At 57.3% G+C, this 23,189-nt stretch carries 22 protein-coding genes; 15 read left to right on the top strand and 7 right to left on the bottom strand.

All coding sequences use genetic code 11. The features are described from left to right. Positions 1–47: 47 nt before the first annotated feature. A complete protein-coding gene (locus CAter10_RS19825) occupies positions 48–692 on the top strand; it encodes a DUF4124 domain-containing protein (protein ID WP_164840471.1) in 645 nt (214 codons plus the stop codon). A 115-nt stretch (positions 693–807) separates the two neighbouring features. On the opposite strand, the gene gatB is transcribed toward CAter10_RS19825, so the two are convergent. The 4 genes from gatB to gatC form a co-directional block, all read right to left on the bottom strand. Continuing rightward, positions 808–2,268, bottom strand: coding sequence for an Asp-tRNA(Asn)/Glu-tRNA(Gln) amidotransferase subunit GatB (gene gatB, locus CAter10_RS19820; RefSeq protein ID WP_061534785.1), 1,461 nt, complete (start codon positions 2,266–2,268; stop codon positions 808–810). Between the two features lie 100 nt (positions 2,269–2,368). Beyond that, a complete protein-coding gene (locus CAter10_RS19815; RefSeq protein ID WP_231879074.1) occupies positions 2,369–2,905 on the bottom strand; it encodes a hypothetical protein in 537 nt (178 codons plus the stop codon). 2 nt (positions 2,906–2,907) lie between these two features. Beyond that, on the bottom strand, positions 2,908–4,374 hold the full coding sequence (gene gatA / locus CAter10_RS19810; RefSeq protein WP_061534784.1) for an Asp-tRNA(Asn)/Glu-tRNA(Gln) amidotransferase subunit GatA: 1,467 nt from the start codon (positions 4,372–4,374) through the stop codon (positions 2,908–2,910). Between the two features lie 91 nt (positions 4,375–4,465). Next, positions 4,466–4,768, bottom strand: coding sequence for an Asp-tRNA(Asn)/Glu-tRNA(Gln) amidotransferase subunit GatC (gene gatC, locus CAter10_RS19805; protein WP_061534783.1), 303 nt, complete (start codon positions 4,766–4,768; stop codon positions 4,466–4,468). A gap of 252 nt (positions 4,769–5,020) precedes the next feature. Between gatC and CAter10_RS19800 the strand changes: the two genes are divergently transcribed. The 11 genes from CAter10_RS19800 to CAter10_RS19750 all read left to right on the top strand — a co-directional run bounded on the left by CAter10_RS19800 (position 5,021) and on the right by CAter10_RS19750 (position 16,965). Further along, positions 5,021–6,064 carry a rod shape-determining protein gene (locus CAter10_RS19800; RefSeq protein WP_061534782.1) on the top strand — a complete coding sequence of 348 codons (1,044 nt, stop codon included), beginning with the start codon at positions 5,021–5,023 and terminating at the stop codon, positions 6,062–6,064. A 221-nt stretch (positions 6,065–6,285) separates the two neighbouring features. Beyond that, positions 6,286–7,290, top strand: coding sequence for a rod shape-determining protein MreC (gene mreC / locus CAter10_RS19795; protein ID WP_061535476.1), 1,005 nt, complete (start codon positions 6,286–6,288; stop codon positions 7,288–7,290). Then, positions 7,287–7,799: a rod shape-determining protein MreD gene (gene mreD, locus CAter10_RS19790; RefSeq protein ID WP_061534781.1), complete on the top strand. Its 513-nt coding sequence runs from the start codon at positions 7,287–7,289 to the stop codon at positions 7,797–7,799. The genes mreC and mreD overlap by 4 nt, the downstream gene beginning before the upstream one ends. A 90-nt stretch (positions 7,800–7,889) precedes the next feature. Continuing rightward, positions 7,890–9,908, top strand: coding sequence for a penicillin-binding protein 2 (gene mrdA, locus CAter10_RS19785; RefSeq protein WP_061534780.1), 2,019 nt, complete (start codon positions 7,890–7,892; stop codon positions 9,906–9,908). Between the two features lie 11 nt (positions 9,909–9,919). Beyond that, a complete protein-coding gene (rodA, locus tag CAter10_RS19780; protein WP_061534779.1) occupies positions 9,920–11,032 on the top strand; it encodes a rod shape-determining protein RodA in 1,113 nt (370 codons plus the stop codon). 97 nt (positions 11,033–11,129) lie between these two features. Further along, positions 11,130–12,242 carry a septal ring lytic transglycosylase RlpA family protein gene (locus tag CAter10_RS19775; RefSeq protein ID WP_061534778.1) on the top strand — a complete coding sequence of 371 codons (1,113 nt, stop codon included), beginning with the start codon at positions 11,130–11,132 and terminating at the stop codon, positions 12,240–12,242. Between the two features lie 390 nt (positions 12,243–12,632). Beyond that, positions 12,633–13,478 carry a phosphonate ABC transporter ATP-binding protein gene (gene phnC, locus CAter10_RS19770; protein WP_061534777.1) on the top strand — a complete coding sequence of 282 codons (846 nt, stop codon included), beginning with the start codon at positions 12,633–12,635 and terminating at the stop codon, positions 13,476–13,478. 87 nt (positions 13,479–13,565) lie between these two features. Next, positions 13,566–14,540: a phosphonate ABC transporter substrate-binding protein gene (gene phnD / locus CAter10_RS19765; RefSeq protein ID WP_061534776.1), complete on the top strand. Its 975-nt coding sequence runs from the start codon at positions 13,566–13,568 to the stop codon at positions 14,538–14,540. A gap of 27 nt (positions 14,541–14,567) precedes the next feature. Then, complete coding sequence (gene phnE, locus CAter10_RS19760; RefSeq protein WP_417924698.1) at positions 14,568–15,347, top strand: phosphonate ABC transporter, permease protein PhnE; 780 nt, start codon at positions 14,568–14,570, stop codon at positions 15,345–15,347. Positions 15,348–15,518: 171 nt separating this feature from the next. Next, positions 15,519–16,010 carry a GNAT family N-acetyltransferase gene (locus CAter10_RS19755; protein ID WP_061534774.1) on the top strand — a complete coding sequence of 164 codons (492 nt, stop codon included), beginning with the start codon at positions 15,519–15,521 and terminating at the stop codon, positions 16,008–16,010. A gap of 103 nt (positions 16,011–16,113) precedes the next feature. After that, positions 16,114–16,965, top strand: a complete 852-nt coding sequence (locus CAter10_RS19750; protein WP_061534773.1) for a D-hexose-6-phosphate mutarotase — start codon at positions 16,114–16,116, stop codon at positions 16,963–16,965. Between the two features lie 293 nt (positions 16,966–17,258). On the opposite strand, the gene CAter10_RS22150 is transcribed toward CAter10_RS19750, so the two are convergent. The 3 genes from CAter10_RS22150 to def all read right to left on the bottom strand — a co-directional run bounded on the left by CAter10_RS22150 (position 17,259) and on the right by def (position 19,887). Further along, a complete protein-coding gene (locus CAter10_RS22150) occupies positions 17,259–17,720 on the bottom strand; it encodes a pilin (protein ID WP_082797997.1) in 462 nt (153 codons plus the stop codon). Between the two features lie 437 nt (positions 17,721–18,157). Continuing rightward, positions 18,158–19,114 carry a methionyl-tRNA formyltransferase gene (fmt, locus tag CAter10_RS19745; protein ID WP_061534772.1) on the bottom strand — a complete coding sequence of 319 codons (957 nt, stop codon included), beginning with the start codon at positions 19,112–19,114 and terminating at the stop codon, positions 18,158–18,160. Positions 19,115–19,356: 242 nt separating this feature from the next. Next, complete coding sequence (gene def, locus CAter10_RS19740; RefSeq protein WP_061534771.1) at positions 19,357–19,887, bottom strand: peptide deformylase; 531 nt, start codon at positions 19,885–19,887, stop codon at positions 19,357–19,359. Positions 19,888–20,064: 177 nt separating this feature from the next. Between def and CAter10_RS19735 the strand changes: the two genes are divergently transcribed. From CAter10_RS19735 to CAter10_RS19725, 3 genes are all read left to right on the top strand, one after another. Further along, positions 20,065–21,138 (top strand): LysM peptidoglycan-binding domain-containing protein, encoded by a 1,074-nt coding sequence (locus CAter10_RS19735; protein ID WP_061534770.1) that lies wholly within the window; start codon positions 20,065–20,067, stop codon positions 21,136–21,138. A 76-nt stretch (positions 21,139–21,214) separates the two neighbouring features. Beyond that, entirely contained in the window at positions 21,215–22,366 is a 1,152-nt protein-coding gene (gene dprA, locus CAter10_RS19730; protein ID WP_061534769.1) for a DNA-processing protein DprA, read from the top strand. A gap of 152 nt (positions 22,367–22,518) precedes the next feature. Next, on the top strand, positions 22,519–22,998 hold the full coding sequence (locus CAter10_RS19725; RefSeq protein ID WP_061534768.1) for a Smg family protein: 480 nt from the start codon (positions 22,519–22,521) through the stop codon (positions 22,996–22,998). Positions 22,999–23,189: the final 191 nt, after the last annotated feature.

Below are 23,189 nucleotides of genomic sequence, written 5' to 3'. Positions count from 1 at the left end.
CTATGCGAATAGAAAAAGTGTGTCGACATATGTCGTGGATGATGGGAATGAATCGGATTGCTATAACTATTGGACGCGCTGCACTGTGGACGGTTGCGGGCTTGTTGCCGCTGCTGGCGCACAGCCAGATTTACACCTGCAAGGATGCGGCGGGGCGCACGATTACTGGCGATCATCCGATGCCGGAGTGCGCCGATCGCAAAGTTGTCGAATTAAGCAAGATGGGCGTGGTCAAGCGCGAAATTCCGGCGCCGCTGACCGCTGAGCAAAAGCGTCAGCAGCAAGTGCTGGACGAAAAACGCCGAGCGGAGGCCGCAGCGGAGGAGCAGCGGCGCCAACAGGACCGGGCTTTGCTGGCGCGCTATCGCAGCGAAACCGATATCGAGGATTCGCGCCGTTACTACCTGTCGTTGTCGCAAGACCTGATCAAGCGTGACCAGACCTTGATCGACGATGCGCGCAACCAGCTGAAGGCCGCCAACACCGAGGCCGAATTCTACAAAAAACGCAAAACCCTGCCAGCCGAATTGCGCAACAAGATGGACGAAGCCAACCGCGCCATCGCCGCCAACCAGAAGAACATGACGGATCACCAGGCCGAGCTGGCGCGCATCAATGGCAAGTATGATGAAACGCTAAAGCATTATCGGGAATTGGTCAGCAACATGCCGGACGCGCAGGTTGCACGTTAGCAGCGATGTCCCGAGAAAGAAGTAGGGTGGGCAACGATTTTCGTGCCCACGCGTGTCACGTAACCAATACAACGGACCGGCACAGGCGCTCAGCGCCCATGCCGTAATCCGCTTTTTAAGCCGCTAGCTTTTGCTTCAACAGCTCGGTCAGTTGGGCCGGATTGGCCTTGCCCTTGCTGGCTTTCATGGCCTGGCCGATGAGAGCGTTGAAGGCTTTCTCTTTGCCGGCACGGAATTCCTCGACCGACTTGGCATTCGCCGCCAGCACTTCGTCGATGATTTTTTCCAGCGCACCGCTATCGGAAATCTGCTTCAATCCCTTGCTTTCGATGATCTCGTCAGCCAGGTTTTCCTGAGGCGACTTGGTTTCCCACATCGTTGCAAACACATCCTTGGCGATCTTGTTGGAAACGGTTCCGTCGGCGATCCGTTGCAGCAACAGCGCCAGTTGCGCTGCACTGACCGGTGCATCCGCGATGTCGACATTTTCCCGGTTCAAGGTTGACGACACATCGCCCATCAGCCAGTTGGCCGCAGGTTTGGCCTGTTCCTTGCCGGCCTTGGCGGTCACCGCTTCAAAGTAGCTGGCCATCGCTTTCGATTGGGTCAGCACCGCAGCATCGTATTCCGACAGGCCGAAATCATTGACGAAACGCTCGCGCATCGCGCCCGGCAATTCAGGCATGGTGGCGCGCACGCGCTCAATCCATTCGGCGCTGATGGCCAGTGGCGGCAGGTCCGGATCCGGGAAGTAGCGATAATCCTGCGAATCTTCCTTGCTGCGCATTGAGCGCGTTTCTTTCTTGTCCGGATCGTACAGGCGCGTTTCCTGCACCACGGTGCCGCCATCTTCGATCAGTTCGATCTGGCGTCGCACCTCGTAGTTGATCGCTTCTTCCAGGAAGCGGAACGAGTTCAGGTTCTTGATTTCGCTACGAGTGCCGTAGGCCGCCTGTCCGACCGGGCGCACTGACACGTTGGCGTCGCACCGGAAAGAGCCTTCCTGCATGTTGCCGTCGCAAATACCCAGCCACATCACCAGCGAATGCAATGCCTTGGCGTAGGCAACCGCTTCGGCTGCGCTGCGCATGTCCGGTTCGGTGACGATTTCCAACAGCGGCGTGCCGGCGCGGTTGAGGTCGATACCAGTCATGCCCTGATAGTCTTCATGCAGCGACTTGCCGGCATCTTCTTCCAGGTGGGCGCGCGTCAGCTGCACAGTGCGCAGTTCGCTCTTGCCATCTTTTTCCAGGACGAAAGAGACCTTGCCGCCTTGCACTACCGGAATTTCGAACTGACTGATCTGGTAGCCCTTCGGCAGGTCAGGGTAGAAGTAGTTTTTGCGCGCGAAAATCGATTGCGGTGCAATCTTCGCATTCACCGCCAGGCCGAACTGGATCGCGCGTTCCACGGCGCCGCGATTCAGCACCGGAAGCACACCCGGCAGCGCCAGGTCAACCGGGCTAGCCTGGGTGTTGGGAGCCGCGCCGAACTGAGTCGACGCGCCACTGAAAATTTTTGATTTGGTCGAGAGTTGCGTATGCGTTTCCAGACCGATCACGACTTCCCACTGCATAATTATTTCCCCATCTGATTAGTTGAGGACCGAGTCGCCTGGCGAGTAATTTGGTGCACGACGGCGCCTTTTCACTTTGCCCAAGCGGCTTTGTCCGCAATTATTTTTGTTCGTAACTGCATTCGCCGGTTTTCAAGTCCACCGACAACTCCGTAAAATTTCCTCTCGATCCGCACAGCGCGGGGCAACTCGGTATCACGTGCAATTTGTCGCCGTCCCGTTGCAGGCGGATACTGCAGTTCATGCCGTGATTATAGAAATCGTAGCCGCGCTGATGACGTGCGGCGACAGGATCTTTCAAGGTAATGCGCCAGTTTTCCTTGCTGCCGTCCTGCGCGACTTCGGCTTGCGGATCGTCGCCGGTGTCGATGCTGCATTCGAAGCCGTGGGTCGGCCGGTACAGCGCCGATTCCCAGTGCAGTGCCACGATGCGCTCGCCGTCCAGCTTGAATTCGCCGGTGTCGCCGTAAATCACTTTTTCGCCATCTTCATCGCGCGTCATGTTGCAGCCGAATTTGGTCTGCAGCTGTTGCGCCTGGCTGAACGGCGCCAGCAGCGTCGTTCCCAGGATAAACAGCAGCAGGCAGCCGCGGTGGCGAACGCTGTTGCGCATGGTCGATGGCAGGGCGCGTTTCATTTTCAGTCAGGCGCGCGCAGGTGCCAGTCGGTCACGCGCTGGTACTGGTGCGCGACGTTCAGCAGCTTGGCTTCGTCATAATAGTTGCCGATGATCTGCAGTCCGACCGGACGCCGCGCATTCTTTTCACTCTGGCCGAAACCGCACGGGATCGACATGCCAGGCAAGCCGGCCAGGCTGGTCGATAGCGTGTAGATGTCGGCCAGGTAGTTAGCGACCGGATCGTTGGCCTTGGCGCCCAGGTCCCACGCCACGGTCGGCGATACCGGACCCATGATGACGTCGCACTGGCGGTTCGGGCCGCTCAGCGCATTCTGGAAATCCTCGGCGATCAGGCGGCGGATCTTTTGCGCCTGCAGGTAATACGCGTCGTAATAGCCGTGCGACAAGACGTAGGCGCCGACCAGGATACGGCGCTTCACTTCTTCGCCGAATCCTTCCGCGCGCGATTTTTTGTACATGTCGGCCAGGTCTTTGTAATCCGCGGCGCGATGGCCGTAACGGACGCCGTCGAAGCGGCTCAGGTTGGATGACGCTTCGGCTGGCGCGATCACGTAATAAACCGGGATCGACAACTCGGTTTTTGGCAGCGAAATCTCAACCAGTTTGGCGCCCAGCTTTTCATATTCGTGCAAGGCGACACGCACCGCCTGCTCGACATCCGGCGCCAGGCCGGCGCTGAAATATTCGCGCGGAATGCCGATGCGCAAGCCCTTCAGATCGTTGTTCAGATCGCGGCTGAAATCTTCCTTTGGACGTTCCAGGCTGGTCGAATCGCGCGGATCGAAACCGGTCATTGCGTTCAGCAGCAATGCGCAGTCTTCAGCGGTTTGCGCAATCGGACCGGCCTGATCAAGCGACGAAGCAAAGGCGATCATGCCGAAGCGCGAAGCGCTGCCGTAGGTTGGCTTGATGCCGGTCACGCCGCACATGGCGGCAGGTTGGCGAATCGAGCCGCCGGTGTCGGTCGCAGTGGCGGCTGGCGCCAGGCGTGCGGCCACCGCGGCAGCCGAACCGCCGGAAGAGCCGCCCGGAATCGCATGCTTGTCCCACGGATTCTTGACCGGGCCGAAATGCGAATTTTCGTTCGATGAACCCATCGCAAATTCGTCGCAATTCAATTTGCCCAGGGTCACCATGCCGGCGTTGTTGAAGTGTTCCACCACGGTAGCATCGAACGGGCTGACGTAGTTTTCCAGCATCTTCGAACCGGCGGTGGAGCGCCAGCCGCGCGTCACGAAAATATCCTTGTGGGCGATCGGTACTCCGGTCAGGACGGTGCTGTCATTTTGCGCCAGCCGCTGATCGGCGGCGCGCGCCTGCTGCAGCGTTAGGTCCTGGTCGACATGCAAGAAAGCGTTCAGGTCGCTTTGCTGAATCCGCGCCAGATACAGTTTTGCCAGCTCCTCGGCAGAAATTTTCTTTTCGTGCAGCAGCACCGACAGTTGCTTGAGTGTTTTGGTATGCATGAGTATTTTCAAATATTGACTTTGCGTGACAGCCGCTCAGGGCGGGGGCGACAAGCCGCTTGCGACTCGGCGCAAGCAGAATGCGGCTGGCTTATTCGATGACCTTGGGCACCAGATACAGGCCGTCTTCGGTAGCCGGGGCAACTGCCTGATATTCTTCGCGCCGATTCGGCTCCGTCACCTCATCTTCACGCAAGCGCAGTGAAAGATCCTGGCGGATGGCCGCAATCGGATGGCTTAGCGGCTCGATGCCGGTGGTGTCGACTGCACGCATTTGCTCGACCAGGCCGAAGATGCCGTTCAGCTTGTCCAGGGTGGAGGCGGCTTGGTCTTCAGTGAGTTCGAGACGTGCCAAATTGGCAATGCGCTTAACGTCGGAAAGGGCTAATGACATGGTTTTCGATGGCGCGCCGGAGCGCGTTTGCGTAAATGTGGTTAAAAAGGAAAGTATGTGCTTGCCAAGGGAACTGCCCGGGATTTGTAAAAAGCAAGCATTTTGAGCGCTATACGCCCTAATTTGAGTCAAATTATAAGGTAGAATGTTGCGTCCATGCGGCAGGTAATCGATCTTTGCCATGCGCCGGATACTAGACACCCCCCTAAAATAAACGTTTAAGCGCATTATTGTTGCGCATTGGAACAATTCATGTTTGGATTTTTACGCAGTTATTTTTCGAACGACCTGGCGATTGACCTGGGTACCGCGAATACGCTGATTTATGTACGCGATCAAGGTATTGTCCTGGATGAGCCATCGGTCGTGGCGATTCGCCAGCAAGGCGGCCCTAACGGCAAGAAGACGATTCAAGCCGTCGGCAAGGAAGCAAAACAGATGCTGGGTAAAGTCCCTGGCAATATCGAAGCGATCCGCCCGATGAAAGACGGCGTGATTGCCGACTTCACCGTCACCGAGCAGATGCTCAAGCAGTTCATCCGCATGGTGCACGACACTAAACTGTTCAAGCCTTCTCCACGCATCATCATCTGCGTTCCTTGCGGTTCGACCCAGGTTGAGCGCCGCGCAATTCGTGAGTCCGCTCTGGGCGCCGGCGCTTCCCAGGTGTTCCTGATCGAAGAGCCGATGGCTGCCGCAATCGGCGCCGGCCTGCCGGTGTCGGATGCAACCGGCTCAATGGTGGTCGACATCGGCGGCGGCACTACCGAAGTCGGCATCATCTCGCTGGGCGGCATGGTCTACAAGGGTTCGGTCCGTGTCGGCGGCGACAAGTTCGACGAAGCTATCGTCAACTACATCCGCCGCAACTACGGCATGCTGATCGGCGAACAGACCGCGGAAGCGATCAAGAAGGAAATCGGCTCGGCCTTCCCTGGCTCCGAAGTGCGTGAAATGGAAGTCAAGGGACGTAACCTGTCGGAAGGTATCCCGCGTTCGTTCACCATCTCCAGCAATGAAATCCTGGAAGCGCTGACCGATCCACTCAACAACATCGTGTCGGCCGTCAAGAACGCGCTGGAACAGACTCCACCGGAACTCGGCGCCGATATCGCCGAGAAGGGCATGATGCTGACCGGTGGCGGCGCTCTGTTGCGTGATCTGGACCGCCTGCTGATGGAAGAAACCGGCTTGCCGGTGATCGTCGCCGAAGACCCGTTGACCTGCGTGGTGCGCGGTTCCGGCATGGCGCTGGAGCGGATGGATAAGCTGGGTTCGATTTTTTCCTACGAATAATCCAGACTGATGCGACGCTTGCCCCACCTCTCCTTGCTGGTCTTGAGGTCGGGTGACGGCAACCGGGTCGGTGCACTAGTGCATGCGACCCGCTTTCGTATCTGCGGCATCTGCGTCACAGCGATACCGGCAATTGAGCGGGGGCGTAGGCAAGTGCAGCAATCCATGCGGCGCCTGCCGATGCCACCCGCGGCTGACCAATCACAATCTGTCTGTCATTGATGGAATACAGTCCACCACCCCTCTTCAAGCAAGGTGCTTCAGCCCGCGCCAAGGCGGTGATATGCACGCTGCTGGCGTTGGCGCTGCTGATTGCCGATTCCCGGATCCATGCCTTGCTGATATTGCGGCAAGCCGTCGGCACCGCGCTTTATCCGTTGCAGATGGTGGCCTTGATGCCGCGCGACGCGGCGAATAAAGTTGTCGATTACTTTTCGACGCTGTCGACGGTGGAGAAGGAAAATCAGGCATTGCGCAGCCAGCAAGGCGCGCGTGCGCAGCAACTGCAGCAGGCGCAACAACTTGCCGCCGAAAATGCGCAATTGCGTAAATTGCTGGGAGCACAGGAACGTTTGCAGGTGAAGTCGGTGATGAGTGAAATCCTGTACGACGCGCGCGATCAGTTTGCGCGCAAGGTGATCATGGACCGCGGCTCGCAACAAGGCGTTGCGACCGGGCAGCCGGTGATCGACGATGCTGGCATCGTCGGCCAGGTCACGCGTGTCTTCCCATTTACGTCTGAGGTGACGCTGTTGACCGACAAGGACCAGGCGATCCCGGTGCAAGTGCTGCGCAATGGGTTGCGCAGCGTTGCCTATGGGCGCGGCCAGTCCGGCTATCTTGATTTGCGTTTTATGTCCTCCAATGCCGATATCCAGAAGGGTGACCTGCTGGTGACTTCTGGCATCGACGGCGTCTATCCCGCGGGCCTGGCAGTGGCCAAGGTGATCCAGGTAGAGAGCAAGTCGACCGATGCTTTTGCCCATATCGTTTGCGAGCCGGTAGCCGGTATCGATCGCCATACTCAGTTGCTGATTCTGCTGGTTGATCCAAATCCGGTCGCCCGCCCCGACGATGAACCGGCTGTCGCCAACAACAAGGCAGACATACTCAGCAAGCGCCGCCTGACCGAGAGCACTCGCGACAAGAAAGAGGCGGCGAAGGAAGCCGCCAAGGACGGTTCTGAAGCGGCGCGCAAGAGTCCACAGGAAGCAGGTGCCCGATGATGCGTCCACATTACATCCTGTTGCCTGCCAACCCGTTGTTCATTGCAACCACGCTGGTGCTGGCTTTCCTGCTTAACCTGCTGCCGTGGGGCCAATGGCCCGGCGTCCCCGATTTCGTCGCGCTGGTGTTGGTGTTCTGGAGTATTCATCAGCCGCGCAAGATCGGTATCGGCATCGCCTTTTGCATGGGCCTGCTGATGGACGTGCATGAAGCGACGCTGCTGGGTCAGAATGCGTTGGCGTATACCCTGTTATCGTATTTCGCGATCATGATCCATCGCCGTGTCCTCTGGTTTTCGGTCGGCGTGCAAGCCTTGCACGTCTTGCCACTGATGTTGATGACACAATTGATACAACTCGTGATCCGCATGTCGGTCAGCGGCAAGTTTCCGGGTTGGCTGTATTTTGCCGAGAGCTTCGTTTGTGTTGCGCTGTGGCCGATCGTGGTCTGGCTGCTGCTGGCGCCACAACGACGTGCCGTAAATCGTGATGACAACCGTCCCATTTAGCGCTCATTTCATGAATACCCGCAACGGCAGGCTGGATGGCTTGCCGATGCCGCAACCGCAGGTGGAGTGTCCGCCGGTGCAATATTTGCTATGACCGAATTCAAGAACACCGAACGCGAACTACGAAACTTCCGATTGCGGATCACCGCCGCCATCGTGTTCGTACTGATCTGCTTTGGCCTGTTGTGCGCGCGATTTATCTGGTTGCAGGTGGTGCGTCACGATGCCTATGCAGCGCAAGCGGAGGACAACCGGATTTCTCTGGTGCCGGTGGTGCCGAATCGCGGCCTGATCATGGACCGCAACGGCGTCATCCTGGCGCGCAATTATTCTGCCTACACGTTGGAAATCACCCGCTCCAAAATCAAGGGCGACCTCGAAAGCGTGATCGACGACTTGGCGCAGGTGGTCACCATCACGCCGAAAGACAGGCGCCGTTTCAAGAAGCTGCAGGACGATTCGAAGAGCTTCGCCAGCTTGCCGATCCGGTCTCGCCTGACCGACGAGGAAGTAGCGCGTTTCACCGCACAGCGTTATCGTTTCCCCGGCGTCGATGTGCAGGCGCGCCTGTTCCGTCAGTATCCGCTGGGCGAAGTGGCGGCGCATGTGATCGGTTATATCGGCCGTATCAACCAGAAAGATGCTGACCGCATCGATGACAGTGATGATGCCGCCAACTACAAGGGCACCAGTTACATCGGCAAGGATGGCCTGGAGAAAAGCTACGAGCGCCAACTGCACGGCACCACCGGCTATGAGGAAATCGAAATCGCCGCCAGCGGTCGCGCGGTGCGCAGCATGTCGCATGTGTCGGCGACACCGGGCGACAACCTGATCCTGTCGATCGATATCGAACTGCAGAAAGTAGCGGAGGAAGCATTTGGCGGCCGACGCGGCGCGCTGGTTGCCATTGAGCCATCTACCGGTGACGTACTGGCTTATGTATCGCAGCCGTCATTTGATCCAAACCTGTTTGTCGAAGGCATCGACCAGCAAAGCTGGGACGAGTTGAATAACTCTCCCGATCATCCGCTGATCAATCGGCCGATGAGCGGCACCTACGCGCCCGGTTCGACCTATAAGCCGTTCATGGCGCTCGCCGCGCTGGAACTGGGCAAACGCACCACTTCGTTCGCCATCAACGATATCGGTTATTTCATGTTGGGCGGCCACCAGTTCCGCGACGACAAGGTAGGCGGCCACGGCCGGGTCGACATGTATAAGTCGATCGTCGAGTCCTGCGATACCTATTACTACATGCTGGCCAATGACCTCGGCCCGGACACCATCCATGACTTCATGAAGCCGTTCGGCTTCGGTCAGCTGACCGGTATCGATCTGGAACACGAACAACGCGGCATCTTGCCGTCGACCGACTGGAAGCGCAAATATTACAAGCGGGCAGCTGCGCAGAAGTGGCTTGGCGGCGACACCATTTCACTCGGCATCGGCCAGGGTTTCAACGCCTTTACGCCGCTGCAGATGGCGCATGCGGTGGCAACGCTGGTCAACGACGGCGTGGTGATGAAACCGCATCTGGTGAAGATCATCGAAGATGGCACCACGCGCGCGCAGACGCAAACCGTGCCGAAGGAAAGCTACCGGATTCCGCTGAAACAGGAAAATGTCGACTTCATCAAGAAGGCAATGGTGGGCGTGACGCGCGAAGGCACCGGCCGCTCCATCTTTGCCGGCGCAGGCTACGATTCAGGCGGCAAAACCGGGACGGCGCAGGTGCTGGGCATCAAGCAAGGTGAGAAATACGACAAGCGGCATAATGGCACACGGCTGGCCGACAACGCCTGGTACGTCGGTTTTGCTCCGGCCGACAAGCCGCGCATTGCGATTGCCGTGATTGTCGAAAACGGCGGCTGGGGCGCGACGGCGGCGGCGCCGATCGTGCGCAAGGCGATGGATTATTATTTGCTGGGGAAACGTCCTGGCGTTGCCGGCAAGACGCAGGGCGCCGCGACCGCAGCTGAATCAACAGACGACGCCGCAGTACCGCCGGATGCGACCGCGCCCACGCCCGACGCTGACGTCAGGTCCGGCGACAAATCTGAAGACAGCTATAAACCCGGCGAGGCAACGCCGGGCAATCGCGAGTGACTAGAAGAATCATGAATCTGACCGACAAACATACCATATGGCAAAGCATCAAATCGCATATCGCGGTATTTGATGGCGCCTTGTCGCTGATCATGTTTCTGATCCTGTCGGTCGGCATTGTCACCCTGTACTCGGCCGGGATCGATTTTCCGGGACGTGTCGAAGATCAGTTGCGCAACATCCTGGTGGCGTTCGTGATCATGTGGGTGGCGGCGAACATTCCGCCGCAGACCCTGATGCGGTTCGCGATACCGGTGTATGCGCTTGGCGTATCGCTGCTGATTGCAGTGGCGGTGTTTGGCATCGTGAAAAAAGGCTCGCGCCGCTGGATCAACATCGGCATGGTCATCCAGCCATCCGAAATCATGAAAATTGCAATGCCGCTGATGCTGGCCTGGTATTTCCAGAAGCGCGAAGGCATGATCAACTGGCGCGATTACCTGGTAGCGGCGTTGCTGCTCGTGCTGCCGGTCGGCCTGATCATCCGCCAGCCGGACCTGGGTACCGGGACGCTTGTGCTGGCTGCCGGATTCTATGTGATCTTCCTGGCCGGCCTGTCGTGGCGCATCCTGATCGGCCTGGCGGTCGCAGTCGGCGCCAGCTTGCCAATATTGTGGTCGGTATTGCACGATTACCAACGACAGCGCGTGATGATGCTGATCGATCCGACCTCAGATCCGCTCGGCAAAGGCTTCCATATTATCCAGTCGACCATCGCAGTTGGCTCCGGCGGGATTTTTGGCAAAGGTTGGCTGAAAGGCACGCAAGCCCATCTGGAGTTCATCCCGGAACGCACCACCGATTTCATTTTCGCGGTGTTTTCCGAAGAGTTTGGCCTGATCGGCAATGGCGTACTGCTGTTCCTGTACATCTTGCTGATCGGCCGCGGCATGATGATCGCGGTGAATGCGCCGACCATGTTCACGCGCCTACTGGCCGGCGCCATCACGCTGATCTTCTTTACTTATGCCTTCGTCAACATGGGTATGGTCAGCGGCATCTTGCCGGTGGTCGGCGTACCGTTGCCATTGATGAGCTATGGCGGCACGGCGTTGGTGACGCTTGGCCTGGGTGCTGGCATACTGATGAGCATTCAGCGTCATCGCAAGCTGATACAGACCTGATTGCCATACATGCAGCGATTGAACTTGCATGGCAAACATGCGGTCCATCGATTCAGTATTTCATTTCCGCCAACCATCGAATTGCCAGGGAGAGTGCATGCCATTCAGCCATAACCGACGTCGCTACAGCATTGCTGGGTATGCAAGCACGCTATTGCTGTCGCTGATTCTGGTTGGCTGCGGCAGCTCGCCAAAAGCGCCGTCGGCATCCGTTCCGCCCACCAAGACAGCTTCCAGCGGCAACGCCAGCCGAGGAATTCCGGCATTGCCAGCGGCCGGCTCGGGGCGCGGCGGCTATTACAAGGATGACGGGCCGGGTGATGCCATACCGGAAGGTTTGCTCGATGTGCCCGATGCGATACCGACCGTCGAACCCTACTCGCGCACCGGCAACAAGCCTTATGTCGTGTTTGGCAAAACCTACACGCCCATGACCGATGATCAACCGTTCAAGCAACGCGGCATCGGCAGCTGGTATGGCAAGAAATTCCACAAGCAGAAAACTTCGTCCGGTGAACTGTACGACATGTACAAGATGACGGCTGCGCATCCGACCTTGCCGATTCCATCCTACGCCCGTGTCACCAACCTGAAAACCGGGGCCCAGGTGATCGTACGGGTCAATGACCGCGGCCCGTTCCATTCCAGCCGTATCATCGACCTCTCCTATACGGCGGCGCTGAAACTCGGTTACCTCGGTAGCGGCAGCGGTGAACTGGAAGTGGAGCGCCTGCTGCCGGCCGATATCATCGCCATGAACAAGCAGCGCCAGAACGGCATGCCTGCCACAGCGTCATCGCAGCGGCAGGTCCAGCTTGAGCCGGTCCGGGACAACAGTGCGCCGGCAATCGTGACGACTGAAGCGGTAGACATGCCAGTGCTCACGGCGCAGCCGCTGCTGCTTGATCCCGCATCTTCCGCGGTAGCGCCGACTGCAGCGCCGAGTATGGTGCAGAGCGATGGCGACAATACCCTGGCCAGCGGGTTTTACCTGCAATTCGGCGCCTATGCGCAGCAAGCCAATGCTGAAGGCGCTCGTAGCCGCCTGATGCAGGAATTGTCCGGCCTGGTCACCGCGCTCAACAGTGTCGCCGTCAACGGCCTGTATCGTCTGTACGCCGGACCTTACGCCAACCGATCCGATGCCGACAGCATCCTGCAGCAAATTCGCCAACGCAGCAACGTCAATCCGATTGTGGTGCAGCGCTAGGCAGTATCGTTTCCTGATGCTGCGTATCTCGCGATAAGCCCACAAGCTGGACAGCTGGGGTTCCTTGTCGTCATCAATGCTGTACGTTGCAACCAGCTCCACTCCTTGGAACTTTCATCATTTCGCCCGGCGCGACAGAGGCATGTTGCCAGCGCCACGGCAACCGACCCTGGCATTTCATCAAATTACGGAGCAGGCACGGCGTAGCCCCGTACAAGCACATTTTCCATGCAAAAGAATACTTTTTAGACGACGTAAGCGGCCAAAATTCGAGTTGTAGATTGTTTACATTTTTCGACTTGTAACCGAATGGTCATAAAACTTTCATACGCCTGACATATTTGACCGCAATACTTCGGCCATTCCAAAAGCCCAGTGGCGGTACATATCATGGTTGAAATCAAAGGTCTATCCAAGACATTCCGAGGCGGCTTCCGCGCGCTCGATAATGTTTCCCTATCGTTTGACCAAGGTGAAATGGTGGCGTTGATCGGCGCATCCGGTTCGGGAAAATCGACGCTGTTGCGACATATTTCCGGATTGATGTCTGCAGATGCCAGCGGCGGCGAAATTGTCATTGATGGCAAGTCGGTTCAAAAAGACGGCATCGTCGACCGTAACATCCGCGCGGTGCGCGCCAACGTCGGTTTCGTTTTCCAGCAGTTCAACCTGGTTGGCCGTCTGCCGGTCCTGACCAATGTTCTGACCGGCGGCCTGTCGCGCATCCCGCTCTGGCGCAGCTGCTTCAAATTGTTTACTGCTGAAGAAAAGGCCCTGGGTCTGGAAGCGTTGGCGCGCGTGGGTATTTCCGACCACGCCTACAAACGCGCCTCGGCATTGTCCGGAGGTCAGCAGCAACGTGCTGCAATCGCCCGCACCATCGTCCAGAAAGCGCGCATCGTGTTGGCCGACGAACCGATCGCCTCGCTCGATCCGGAATCGGCGCGCCGCGTGATGCAAACGCTGGCTGATGTTAACCAGCGCGACCGCAGCACCGTGATCGTGTCGCTGCACCAGGTCGACGTGGCGTTGCGTTTTTGCCCGCGCACGGTGGCCTTGCACAAAGGCCGCGTTGTGTACGACGGCCCTTCCAGCGCACTGACCGAGCCAATGCTGCGTGAACTATACGGCAGTGAAGCAGAAGACATCCTGGGCGGCTCCAATACCTTGACCCGCCCAGCGGTAGCAGTACCGACGCCGTTCGACAGCATACCGGCACTCGCGGTTGCCGCCTGAATGGAATCACACCCGGCAACAATCCAATTACCTAACATCACTCGCAGCTCTCATCGCAGCTCTCATAACAATCAGGAGTTTCAAATCATGTTTGCAAAATTATTTTCCGGCGTGGCCATGGCAATGCTGGCAGTGACAGCTTCGGTTGCTCACGCTGACGACGCTAAAGTGCTGAACTTCGGCATCATCTCGACCGAATCGTCGCAAAACCTGAAGCAGGACTGGCAGCCGGTGCTGGATGAAATGAGCAAGCGCATCGGCATCAAGGTCAATGGCTTCTTCGCTTCCGACTACGCCGGCATCATCGAAGGTATGCGTTTCGGTAAGGTGCAGATGGGCTGGTTCGGCAACAAATCGGCGATGGAAGCGGTTGACCGCGCCAGCGGCGAAGTGTTTGCACACGTGGTCAATCCAGATGGCACATCGGGCTATTACAGCCTGGTCGGCGTGTCCAAAGACAGCCCATACAAGAGCATCGACGATATCCTGAAAAATTCGAAAAGCCTGACTTTCGGTATCGGCGACCCGAACTCGACTTCCGGTTACCTGCTGCCGAACTACTACATCTTCGCCAAGAACAATGTCGATCCGAAGACTGCGTTCAAAGTGATCCGTACTTCGAACCACGAAGCCAACATCCTGGCTGTGGCCAACAAGCAGATCGATTCCGCCGTGTTTGCATCTGACACGATGGACCGTATCGAAGAGCGTCAACCGGCCGTCGCCAAGGAAGTTCGCATCGTCTGGAAATCGCCGCTGATCGCTGCTGACCCACTGGTATGGCGCAAGGATCTGCCAGCCGACACCAAGGCCAAGATCAAGGAATTCTTCCTGAGCTACGGCAAGACCGGTCCTAACGCCGCGCAGGAAAAAGCGCAACTGGCCAAGCTGCAATACAGCGGTTTCGCAGAATCGAATGATGCCCAGCTGAACCCGATCCGCCAACTGGAACTGTTTAAGCAAAAAGGCAAGATTGAATCGGACGCCAACCTGAGCGCCGAGGAAAAGAAAGCCAAGCTGGATGACATCAATCGCAAAATGTCCGACCTGGCCAAATCCTAAGCAATGACAAGTTCCGTACCTTTAAAAATGCAAACCACGTTCCCTGAGCCGCCGAAGCAATCGATTGGCCGTACGTTGTTCTGGGGCGTGCTGCTGGCCGTCCTGATCGCCTCCTGGAAGGGCGCCGACATGCGGCCGCTGGAACTGCTGCGCGACGGCGGCAACATGGGCACCTATGCCGCCAGCTTCTTCCCGCCGGATTTCCACGAGTGGCGCACTTACCTGCAAGAGCTGCTGGTCACCATCCAGATCGCTGTTTGGGGCACAGCCCTGGCAGTGGTGTGCGCGGTGCCGTGTGGCCTGCTGGCGTCTTCCAACATCGCGCCGCCCTGGGTTAACCAACCGGTACGCCGCTTGATGGATGCGGCGCGGGCGATCAATGAAATGGTGTTCGCTATGCTGTTCGTGGTCGCGGTCGGACTGGGGCCGTTTGCCGGCGTTCTGGCCTTGTTCGTGGCAACCACAGGTACCTTGTCGAAACTGTTTTCGGAAGCGGTTGAAGCAATCGATCCGCAACCGGTCGAAGGCATACGCGCCACCGGCGCCAATGCGCTGGAAGAAATCGTCTACGGCGTGTTGCCGCAAGTGATGCCGCTCTGGATTTCCTATGTGCTGTACCGTTTCGAAGCCAATGTACGCTCGGCGACGGTGGTCGGCATGGTCGGCGCCGGCGGCATTGGCGTGATCCTGTGGGAAGTGATCCGCAGTTTCGAATATGCACAGACCTGCTCGGTGCTGATCATGATCGTGATTGCAGTCAGCCTGATCGATCTGGTGTCATCGCGTTTACGCAAGCTGTTTATTTAATCAAGTTTTACCAGAACTCATTTCACGGATATTGATGAAATGAGTTCTACGATTCCCGTTGATGGCGCGTCACTTGCGAGGTATCGCAAGTCGATGGCGCCATTTTTTTCTTGTGTCGGATTTTCGGTATGATCTCTATTTCCGCATCATCCCGACACGGAGTAAAGACGCATGATTTCTCCCGCTTCCATCGTTTCATTACCGCGCATTACTGTACGCCAGGCCACCCTCGACGATGCAGAAATCCTGGTGACCCTGTTAGCCGAAATGGATGACGAGCCGACGCGCGACGTCACATTGGATGCTGACGGTGCTCGCCAGATCATGAACAAGATGGCCGCCTATCCGTATTTCCGCGCCTATCTGGTCTTCGCGGATGGCGTTGCGGTCGGCACCTTCAGCATCCTGGTGTTCTGCAGCCTGACTCACGAAGGAACCCAGCAAGCCGTGCTGGATGCCGTTGTCATCAGCCGGGCCTGCCGCGGCCAAGGCATCGGCAGTGTGATGCTTGATCACGCGGTGCGGATTGCTGGCGAGGCTGGTTGCTACAAAATTGCGCTCTCGTCCAACCTGAAGCGCATGGACGCTCATCGCTTCTATGAACATTTCGGTTTCAAACAGCATGGGATCAGTCTGGCCATTCCAGCGCCCAAGTCGGCGTGACCATACGCGGACTGCACGTCGACTGAACGCTGACGCTCGCCAGGGCATTGGGAAATGCCTAACGTGGGCGCATAATAGACGGATAGCCTGAGGAGAGAAAACCTTGTCCAATCCGGAAAATCAACAACCGACTAACGAATTCATCGTCGCTACCGCAGCCGACGGCGCACAGGTGGAGGTCGCCCTGCACGGTGGCCACGTCTGCTCTTGGCGCACGCCGGACGGCGTCGAACGTTTGTTCATGAGCCCACTGAACAACTGGCACAGCGATAGCGCGATTCGCGGCGGTATCCCGGTGATTTTTCCGCAATTCGCCAGCGAAGGTCCGTTACCCAAGCACGGCTTTGCCCGCGTCAGCCCATGGACTTTGCTGGAGTCGTCGGAGCAGATCGACGGCAGTGGATTGCTGCGGCTCGCCCTGGGTGATTCCGAGGAAACCCGGAAGATTTTTCCTCACGCCTTTGCGTTGGAGCTGCGCGTCAAGTTCTCCGGCCAGACACTCAATACTGAACTGGTGGTGACAAACAACAGCGACCAATCCTTCGATTTCACCTGCGCTCTGCATACATATCTGGATGCACAGATTGCCGACACCGTGCTATACGGCCTCAATGGCTATCGCTACCGAGATTCAGTCGACGGCCGCCGCATCAAACATGCGGGTGACGAACCCCTGCATATCACCAGAGAAGTCGACCGCGTGTATTTTTCGGTCGACAAACCGATCACCATCAGCGGCCGCAAACACAGCATCATCGCAACGCAATCCGGGTTCGACGACGCGGTAGTGTGGAACCCATGGGAAAACGGCTGCGAAAAAATCGCCGACCTGAAGCTCGACGCCTATCAGCATTTCGTCTGCGTGGAAGCTGCTGCCATCGAACATCCGATAAAGCTGACGCCGCATGCCAGCTGGAGCGGGTATCAAAATTTGGAGTGTGAGACAGTCGTTTAACGTTAGACCAAATTCACTTCGCCTACGATCATCCCGGCTCTCCACGTGATCCAATATAAACCGTACTGGGCCACGGTCATGAGTGAAGCCTTCCTTGCCGCAGTGATGTCTTGAACGTATGGCATCGCTTCTAAAGGACGAATCGGTCGGCCTAAAATTCGACCGAACCATGAAGACTTGCCTCAGCGTCATACCGTCCGCGCTCTGAAAAACCTCAGCTGAACTGCATTACCGACAGAGTGAGTGTTTTGAAAGAGCGAACCGGACGGGAAATGGTCGCCGCTGCTAGGACATTAGCGGCAGTTTGCAGGTAAGAATCTGGCAGGGATGTTGTCATCTCCTGCTGGAGATGCGCATACCCAAGTCAATTGGCCATTGGGTGCGTCGACATTTACTTCTGTGGGAGTCAGCGTGATGATCCCAGCTGCACCCGGAACGCTGGAGGTAACAGTCACGATTCCCGTTGTGTCAGCAATCGTGACATCGGCAACAAATGCTGTCGCTCCAGGAAATGTATAACCACTATTGCCAAGAGTAACTGCAGCCAAGCCGCCAAGCGATGAAGCAGTTTCAGAAACTGCAAGCTTGGCAGGTTCAGACATGACCAAAACTTCGCTCATTCTTGCACGAGTTGCGTAATCTTGATACGCCGGTAGTGATACTGCCGCCAAGATGCCAATAATGGCCACCACAATCATCAGCTCGATCAGCGTGAAACCACGTTGCGAAGATTTCGCCATTTTCATTTTTTTCATTTTCCTATCCCATTAAGAGAAAATTTCACGCGTGAATAGCCCGTGTTTCCCTGAGATCAGGAAAACGAAATTACTGACTAGCTCGACGTAAAAAAGTGAGGGTGTTTGCCAGATCATCGACGTTGTGCCGACAAATTTGCAAAAGGAAAAATCGCCGATTTGCCTCCACCGACTTGATCCGACACCTGACGTCTGATGTCGATCCCATTTATGCAATATGGGATGCGACAGGACATGACGGAGTTTATCGATGGGCCACGTAAATGAAATCGGCGAATGTCTTAAATAGCGAGGCGGAATTCGCCATTACGGAAGTGAAAAAATTGGGGAGTGAGGAAAAGAATGAAATGCCAGCGCCGTGATTTATTTGACTTGATGGAGTCCAATCAGAATGCGCTGCCCGCAAATTTTTCAATTTGAACGGGCAGTGCATTTCTTCAATCGAATTTCCCACCCTGCATCGGAAAAGCCCGCAAAAACTCCGCCGCCGGCAGCCGTTTGCCGCCAGGCTTCTGCAACTCGGTGATGCGTAACGCGCCGCTTCCGCAGGCAACGATTACGCCGTCTTGCGGGTCGGCGCTGATGATGCTGCCGGGGGTGTGCTTGCCTTCGCTGGTTGCGACAACCTGTGCCTGCCAGAGTTTCAGCGTGGTGCCTGCGAATGTCGCGGCAGCGGCTGGGAACGGATTGAATGCGCGGATTTTGCGTCCCAGCACTTCAGCCGGCAGCGTGAAGTCGAGGGCGGCTTCTTCCTTACTGATTTTGGCGGCATAGGTGACGCCTTGCTCCGGCTGCGGCGTTGCCGGCAAGTTGCCTTGTTCGAGGCGGCGTAGCGCTTCGACGATCATGTCACCGCCAAGCTTCGCCATCTTGTCGTGCAAGGAGCCGGTGGTGTCGCCGGCTGCGATCGGCATTTTTTCAATCAGCAGCATGGCGCCGGTGTCGAGCCCCTGGTCCATCTGCATGATGGTGATGCCGGTCTCGGCGTCGCCGGCTTCGATCGCGCGATGGATAGGCGCTGCACCGCGCCAGCGCGGCAGCAGTGAGCCGTGGATGTTGAGGCAGCCGTGCGGTGGAATGGTCAGCACGCTGGTTGGCAGGATCAGGCCGTAGGCAGCGACCACCATGATGTCGTGCGACGTTGCTTGCAACAGTGCGTGCGCTTCCTTGGCGACATCAGGATACTTGCCGTCGAGCCGCAACGATACCGGTTGCGCCACAGGGATCTGATGGGCCAGTGCGAATTGCTTGACCGGCGATGCGTGCAGTTGCATGCCGCGGCCAGCTGGGCGGTCGGGCTGGGTCAGCACCAGCGTGATTTCGTGACCGGCATCGTGCAGGGCTTGCAATGCCACGGCGGCAAATTCGGGCGTACCCGCAAAGATAATTTTCATGGTGCGATCATAGCAATTGAAGGACAGGGCTCAAAGACCGGTAACGTGAACAATGCGGCGCTTGGGCTCATCCGAATGACGATTGGAAGAGCTTCGAACGACTTATTCGAGCAACCTATTTTGACAATGACGGACTGCGCAAGCCCGCAGCAAAGCGCGGGCCTTGCGAGCTTTTAATGTACGAAAGCGCAAGAGTCGCACAGTTGGCGATTCTTGCGCTTTGTTTCGTAATCACAACAGCTTTATCTTGTTGCGTATTGCTTGTCGCGTTTCTGCTCGCGTTCTTCCTTGAGCATCTTGGCCTTGATTCGGTTACGCTTCAGCGGCGACAGGTATTCGACGAATACCTTGCCCTGCAGGTGATCCATTTCGTGTTGGATGCAAACCGCCAGCAGGCCGTCAGCATCGACTTCAAATGGCTTGCCGTCAGCATCAAGAGCGCGTACCTTCACGCGTGCCGGACGTTCGACGCCGTCGTAGACGCCGGGTACCGACAGGCAACCTTCGTCGTAGATCTGCTTTTCTTCGCTGGCCCAGAGGATTTCAGGATTGATGAATACGCGCAGGTCAGTGCCGGTATCGGAGGTGTCGATGACGACCAGTTGTTCATGGACATCGACTTGCGAAGCGGCCAGGCCGACGCCGGGTGCGTCGTACATGGTTTCGGCCATGTCGGCGATCAATTTTTTGAGGCGAGTGTCAAAAACTGTCACTGGCTTGGCAATTTTGTGTAAGCGAGCGTCAGGATAACGCAGAATATTTAATAAAGACATACGAGGTTGCGTGACAAATTAGGCGGTTAGGAAGGGGTTTTCTCTTGCTAGTTCAATCGATTATGGGCAAAATTTGATTCACTATGGCAAGTTTTTTGCTTTGCCTCGATCAAAGCCATGGCGACGAGCCAACAAGGGTATAGGCGCCAATTTAACGCAGTATCTACCGGAAACGATATGAAAAAGTTTAGCACAGCTGCACTCCTTCTTGCTTTAAGCGCCGGATTTGGCATTTCGACTATGGCTCACGCGCAGACGGCGACGCCCATGCGTTGTGAGTTTTTGGCCAATGCTCCCGACCAGCATGTGGTGGTGCGTGGCGATACGCTGTGGGGAATTTCCGGGCGGTTTCTGCAGCATCCGTGGTGCTGGCCGCAAGTCTGGGGCTTGAACCAGGAACAGATCCATAACCCACACTGGATTTATCCGGGCCAGATCGTTTATTTTGACCGCGCCAGTGGCCGCCTGCGCCTTGGCAATGAGACCGGTGGTGAGCCTGGTGTCGTCAAGCTGTCGCCGCAAACGCGGGTGCAAGGTATCGGACGCGATGCCATCACGGCGATTTCGACTGATGCAATCGGCCCGTTCTTGTCGCAGCCGCTGATCATCGAGGATGGGGAGCTGGCACATGCACCGCACATCGTCGCGGTGCAGGATGGCCACCTCAATTTGGGCAAGGGCGACAAGGCTTATGTACGTGGCGATCTGGGCGACGCTACTGCATTCCAGGTGTTCCGTCCGGGCAACGCGCTCAAGGATCCGGTGACTGGCAAGGTCATCGCCAATGAGGCCTTGTATCTCGGTACATTGAAGCTGGATCGCAAGGGCAGCACGCCGGATGAGGCGCACACCTTCAGCGTGGTCGACACCAAGGAAGAAATGCAGGTCGGCGACCGTATCATTCCTCGTCCGGTCGAGCCGATCCTGAACTACGTGCCGCATGCTCCGGCCAATAGCGTCAACGCCCGTATCGTATCGATCTACGGCGGCGTCGCCACGGCTGCGCAGAACCAGATCGCGACGATCAACCAGGGTAAGAATGACAACATCGATGTCGGTACCGTGCTGCAGCTGTATCGTTTTGGCAAAACCATTGCCGATCCGGCCGATCACAACAAGAAGGTCAAGCTGCCTGACGAACAATACGGTACCCTGTTCATTTTCCGCGTCTTCAACCATATTTCGTATGGCTTGATCATGGAAGTCCAGAATACGGTCGACATCGGCGATGTTGCCAGGTCGCCGGAGTAACCTTAGAGGTTGTTGCTGTTAATACGGATATTTCCCCTGTCGGTGGTGGGCCAGACCTGACCACCGAAACGCCTCAATTGACGTCGCTGAACTCGCTTCATGGCTGCGTCTTGAGCAGACCGCCGGTGTCGGCACCGACACCGCGCGTCGTCTATTGGCGGCTTTTGGTCTGCCAGCCAATATTTTTTCCACTTCGTTTTCCGCCTTGCACAAAGTCGTGCCGGAGCGGGTTGTCTATGCGCTGCTGGCTGCGCCCTCGGATGCACTGCTGGCGCTGATCGAACGCACGCGAGAGTGGCTGCAGCAGCCGGGCAACCAGCTGTTCACGCTGGCCGACAGTGGCTATCCTCAGACGCTGCTGGATATCTCGGATCCCCCGCTGATGCTGTACGTCAAGGGGCGCGCAGAGCTGTTGAGCCGGCCGTCGCTGGCTGTAGTCGGTAGCCGCAATGCCACCGTACAAGGGGTTGCCAATGCGGATCGCTTTGCCGAGACACTCAGCCAGCGCGGCTTGACGATTGTTTCCGGGCTGGCGCTGGGCATCGATGCGGCCGCTCATCAGGGCGGTTTGCGCGGTGCGGCAGGCAATACCGATGGCGGCAGCACGGTGGCGGTGATCGGCACCGGCGCCGACATTGTCTATCCGGCGCGTAATCGTGAACTGGCGCATCGCATTGCAGAAGCGGGTTGCATTGTCAGTGAGTATCCGCTCGGCATGCCCGGCGTCGCTGCCAATTTTCCGCGGCGCAATCGCATAATCTCGGGTCTTTCAAATGGTGTGCTGGTGGTCGAAGCGGCGTTGAAATCCGGTTCGCTGATTACTGCACGGATGGCGGCGGAACAGGGACGCGATGTGTTCGCGATTCCCGGTTCGATTCATTCGCCCCTGGCGAAAGGCTGCCATCAACTGATCAAACAGGGCGCCAAGCTGGTGGAATCGGCACAGGATATTTTGGAAGAACTGGGCGCGCTGCGCGGTCCGGTTGTGCCGCAGATCGAAGTCCATGCGGAGCGCGTCGCAGTCGGGGCAGGAGAGGCTGCCGGCGACGCCGGGGATGGCGGTAAAGAGAAGCTGCTCGCCGTACTCGGGTATGATCCGGTCAGCCTGGACCTGCTGGCGGCGCGCAGCGGTTGCGATGTGGCAACGTTGAATGCGCAGTTGCTCGAGCTGGAACTGGCCGGCCTGGTTGAAGTTTTGCCGGGCGCAATCTATCGGCGGATCGGCTGATGCGGCCGGATTGCGCCATTGGAAGCCAGCATGCAATTTTGCCACTATGGGCAGCGTTGCATAAATCCTGCGATACTTGTATACGTATACCGCAGCGGGTAACCATCTCTCTGTCACTTGTCTTACTTTTACCTTAGCGATACAGTAGAACCATGTTTGAAGTCCTCGTTTATCTGTATGAAACTTATTATCGGCCCGATGCCTGCCCTGAACCGGAGGCTTTGGTCAAGAAGCTGTCGGCGATCGGCTTTGAAGAAGACGAGATCGCCAAGGCGCTCGGCTGGCTGACGGACCTGGCGGAAACCAATCACGAATTCGCCGATAAGTATCCGCAGCAAACGGCTTTTTCCTTTGGCATTCGCGTCTACGCTCAGCAGGAGATCGACGTGCTGGGTATTCCTGCGATCGGCTTCATCCAGTTCCTGGAATCGGCCAAGATGCTCAACCCGGTCCAGCGCGAGATCGTCATCGAACGTGCGTTGACTGTCAGCGAGACTCCGGTCCCGCTCGATAAACTCAAGGTGATCGTATTGATGGTGCTATGGAGCCAGGGCAAGGAGCCGGACGGCCTGATGTTCGACGAATTGTTTGTCGACGAAGACGATGATCCGGAGCCGCGCCAGTTGCACTAAACGCGATTGATCCCAGCTATGTGCTTGCACGGCCGAAGCCGGCCACGCTTGCGACTTTCCCAACAACCCGCTTATCATTGCCCGCAGTTGTGAGGTTGGCCTTGAGGTCTGCTGCGATGTTGACTGGGATGTTTGCTGATATATTATGGAAAAATTTCCACCAGGCAATCAAGCCCATGCCTCATAGGCTG

The organism is Collimonas arenae (genome assembly GCF_001584165.1).
Taxonomy (GTDB): Bacteria; Pseudomonadota; Gammaproteobacteria; order Burkholderiales; family Burkholderiaceae_D; genus Collimonas; species Collimonas arenae.
Note: the sequence above shows the minus strand (reverse complement) of the source record. Positions and strands in the feature narration are given on the sequence as shown.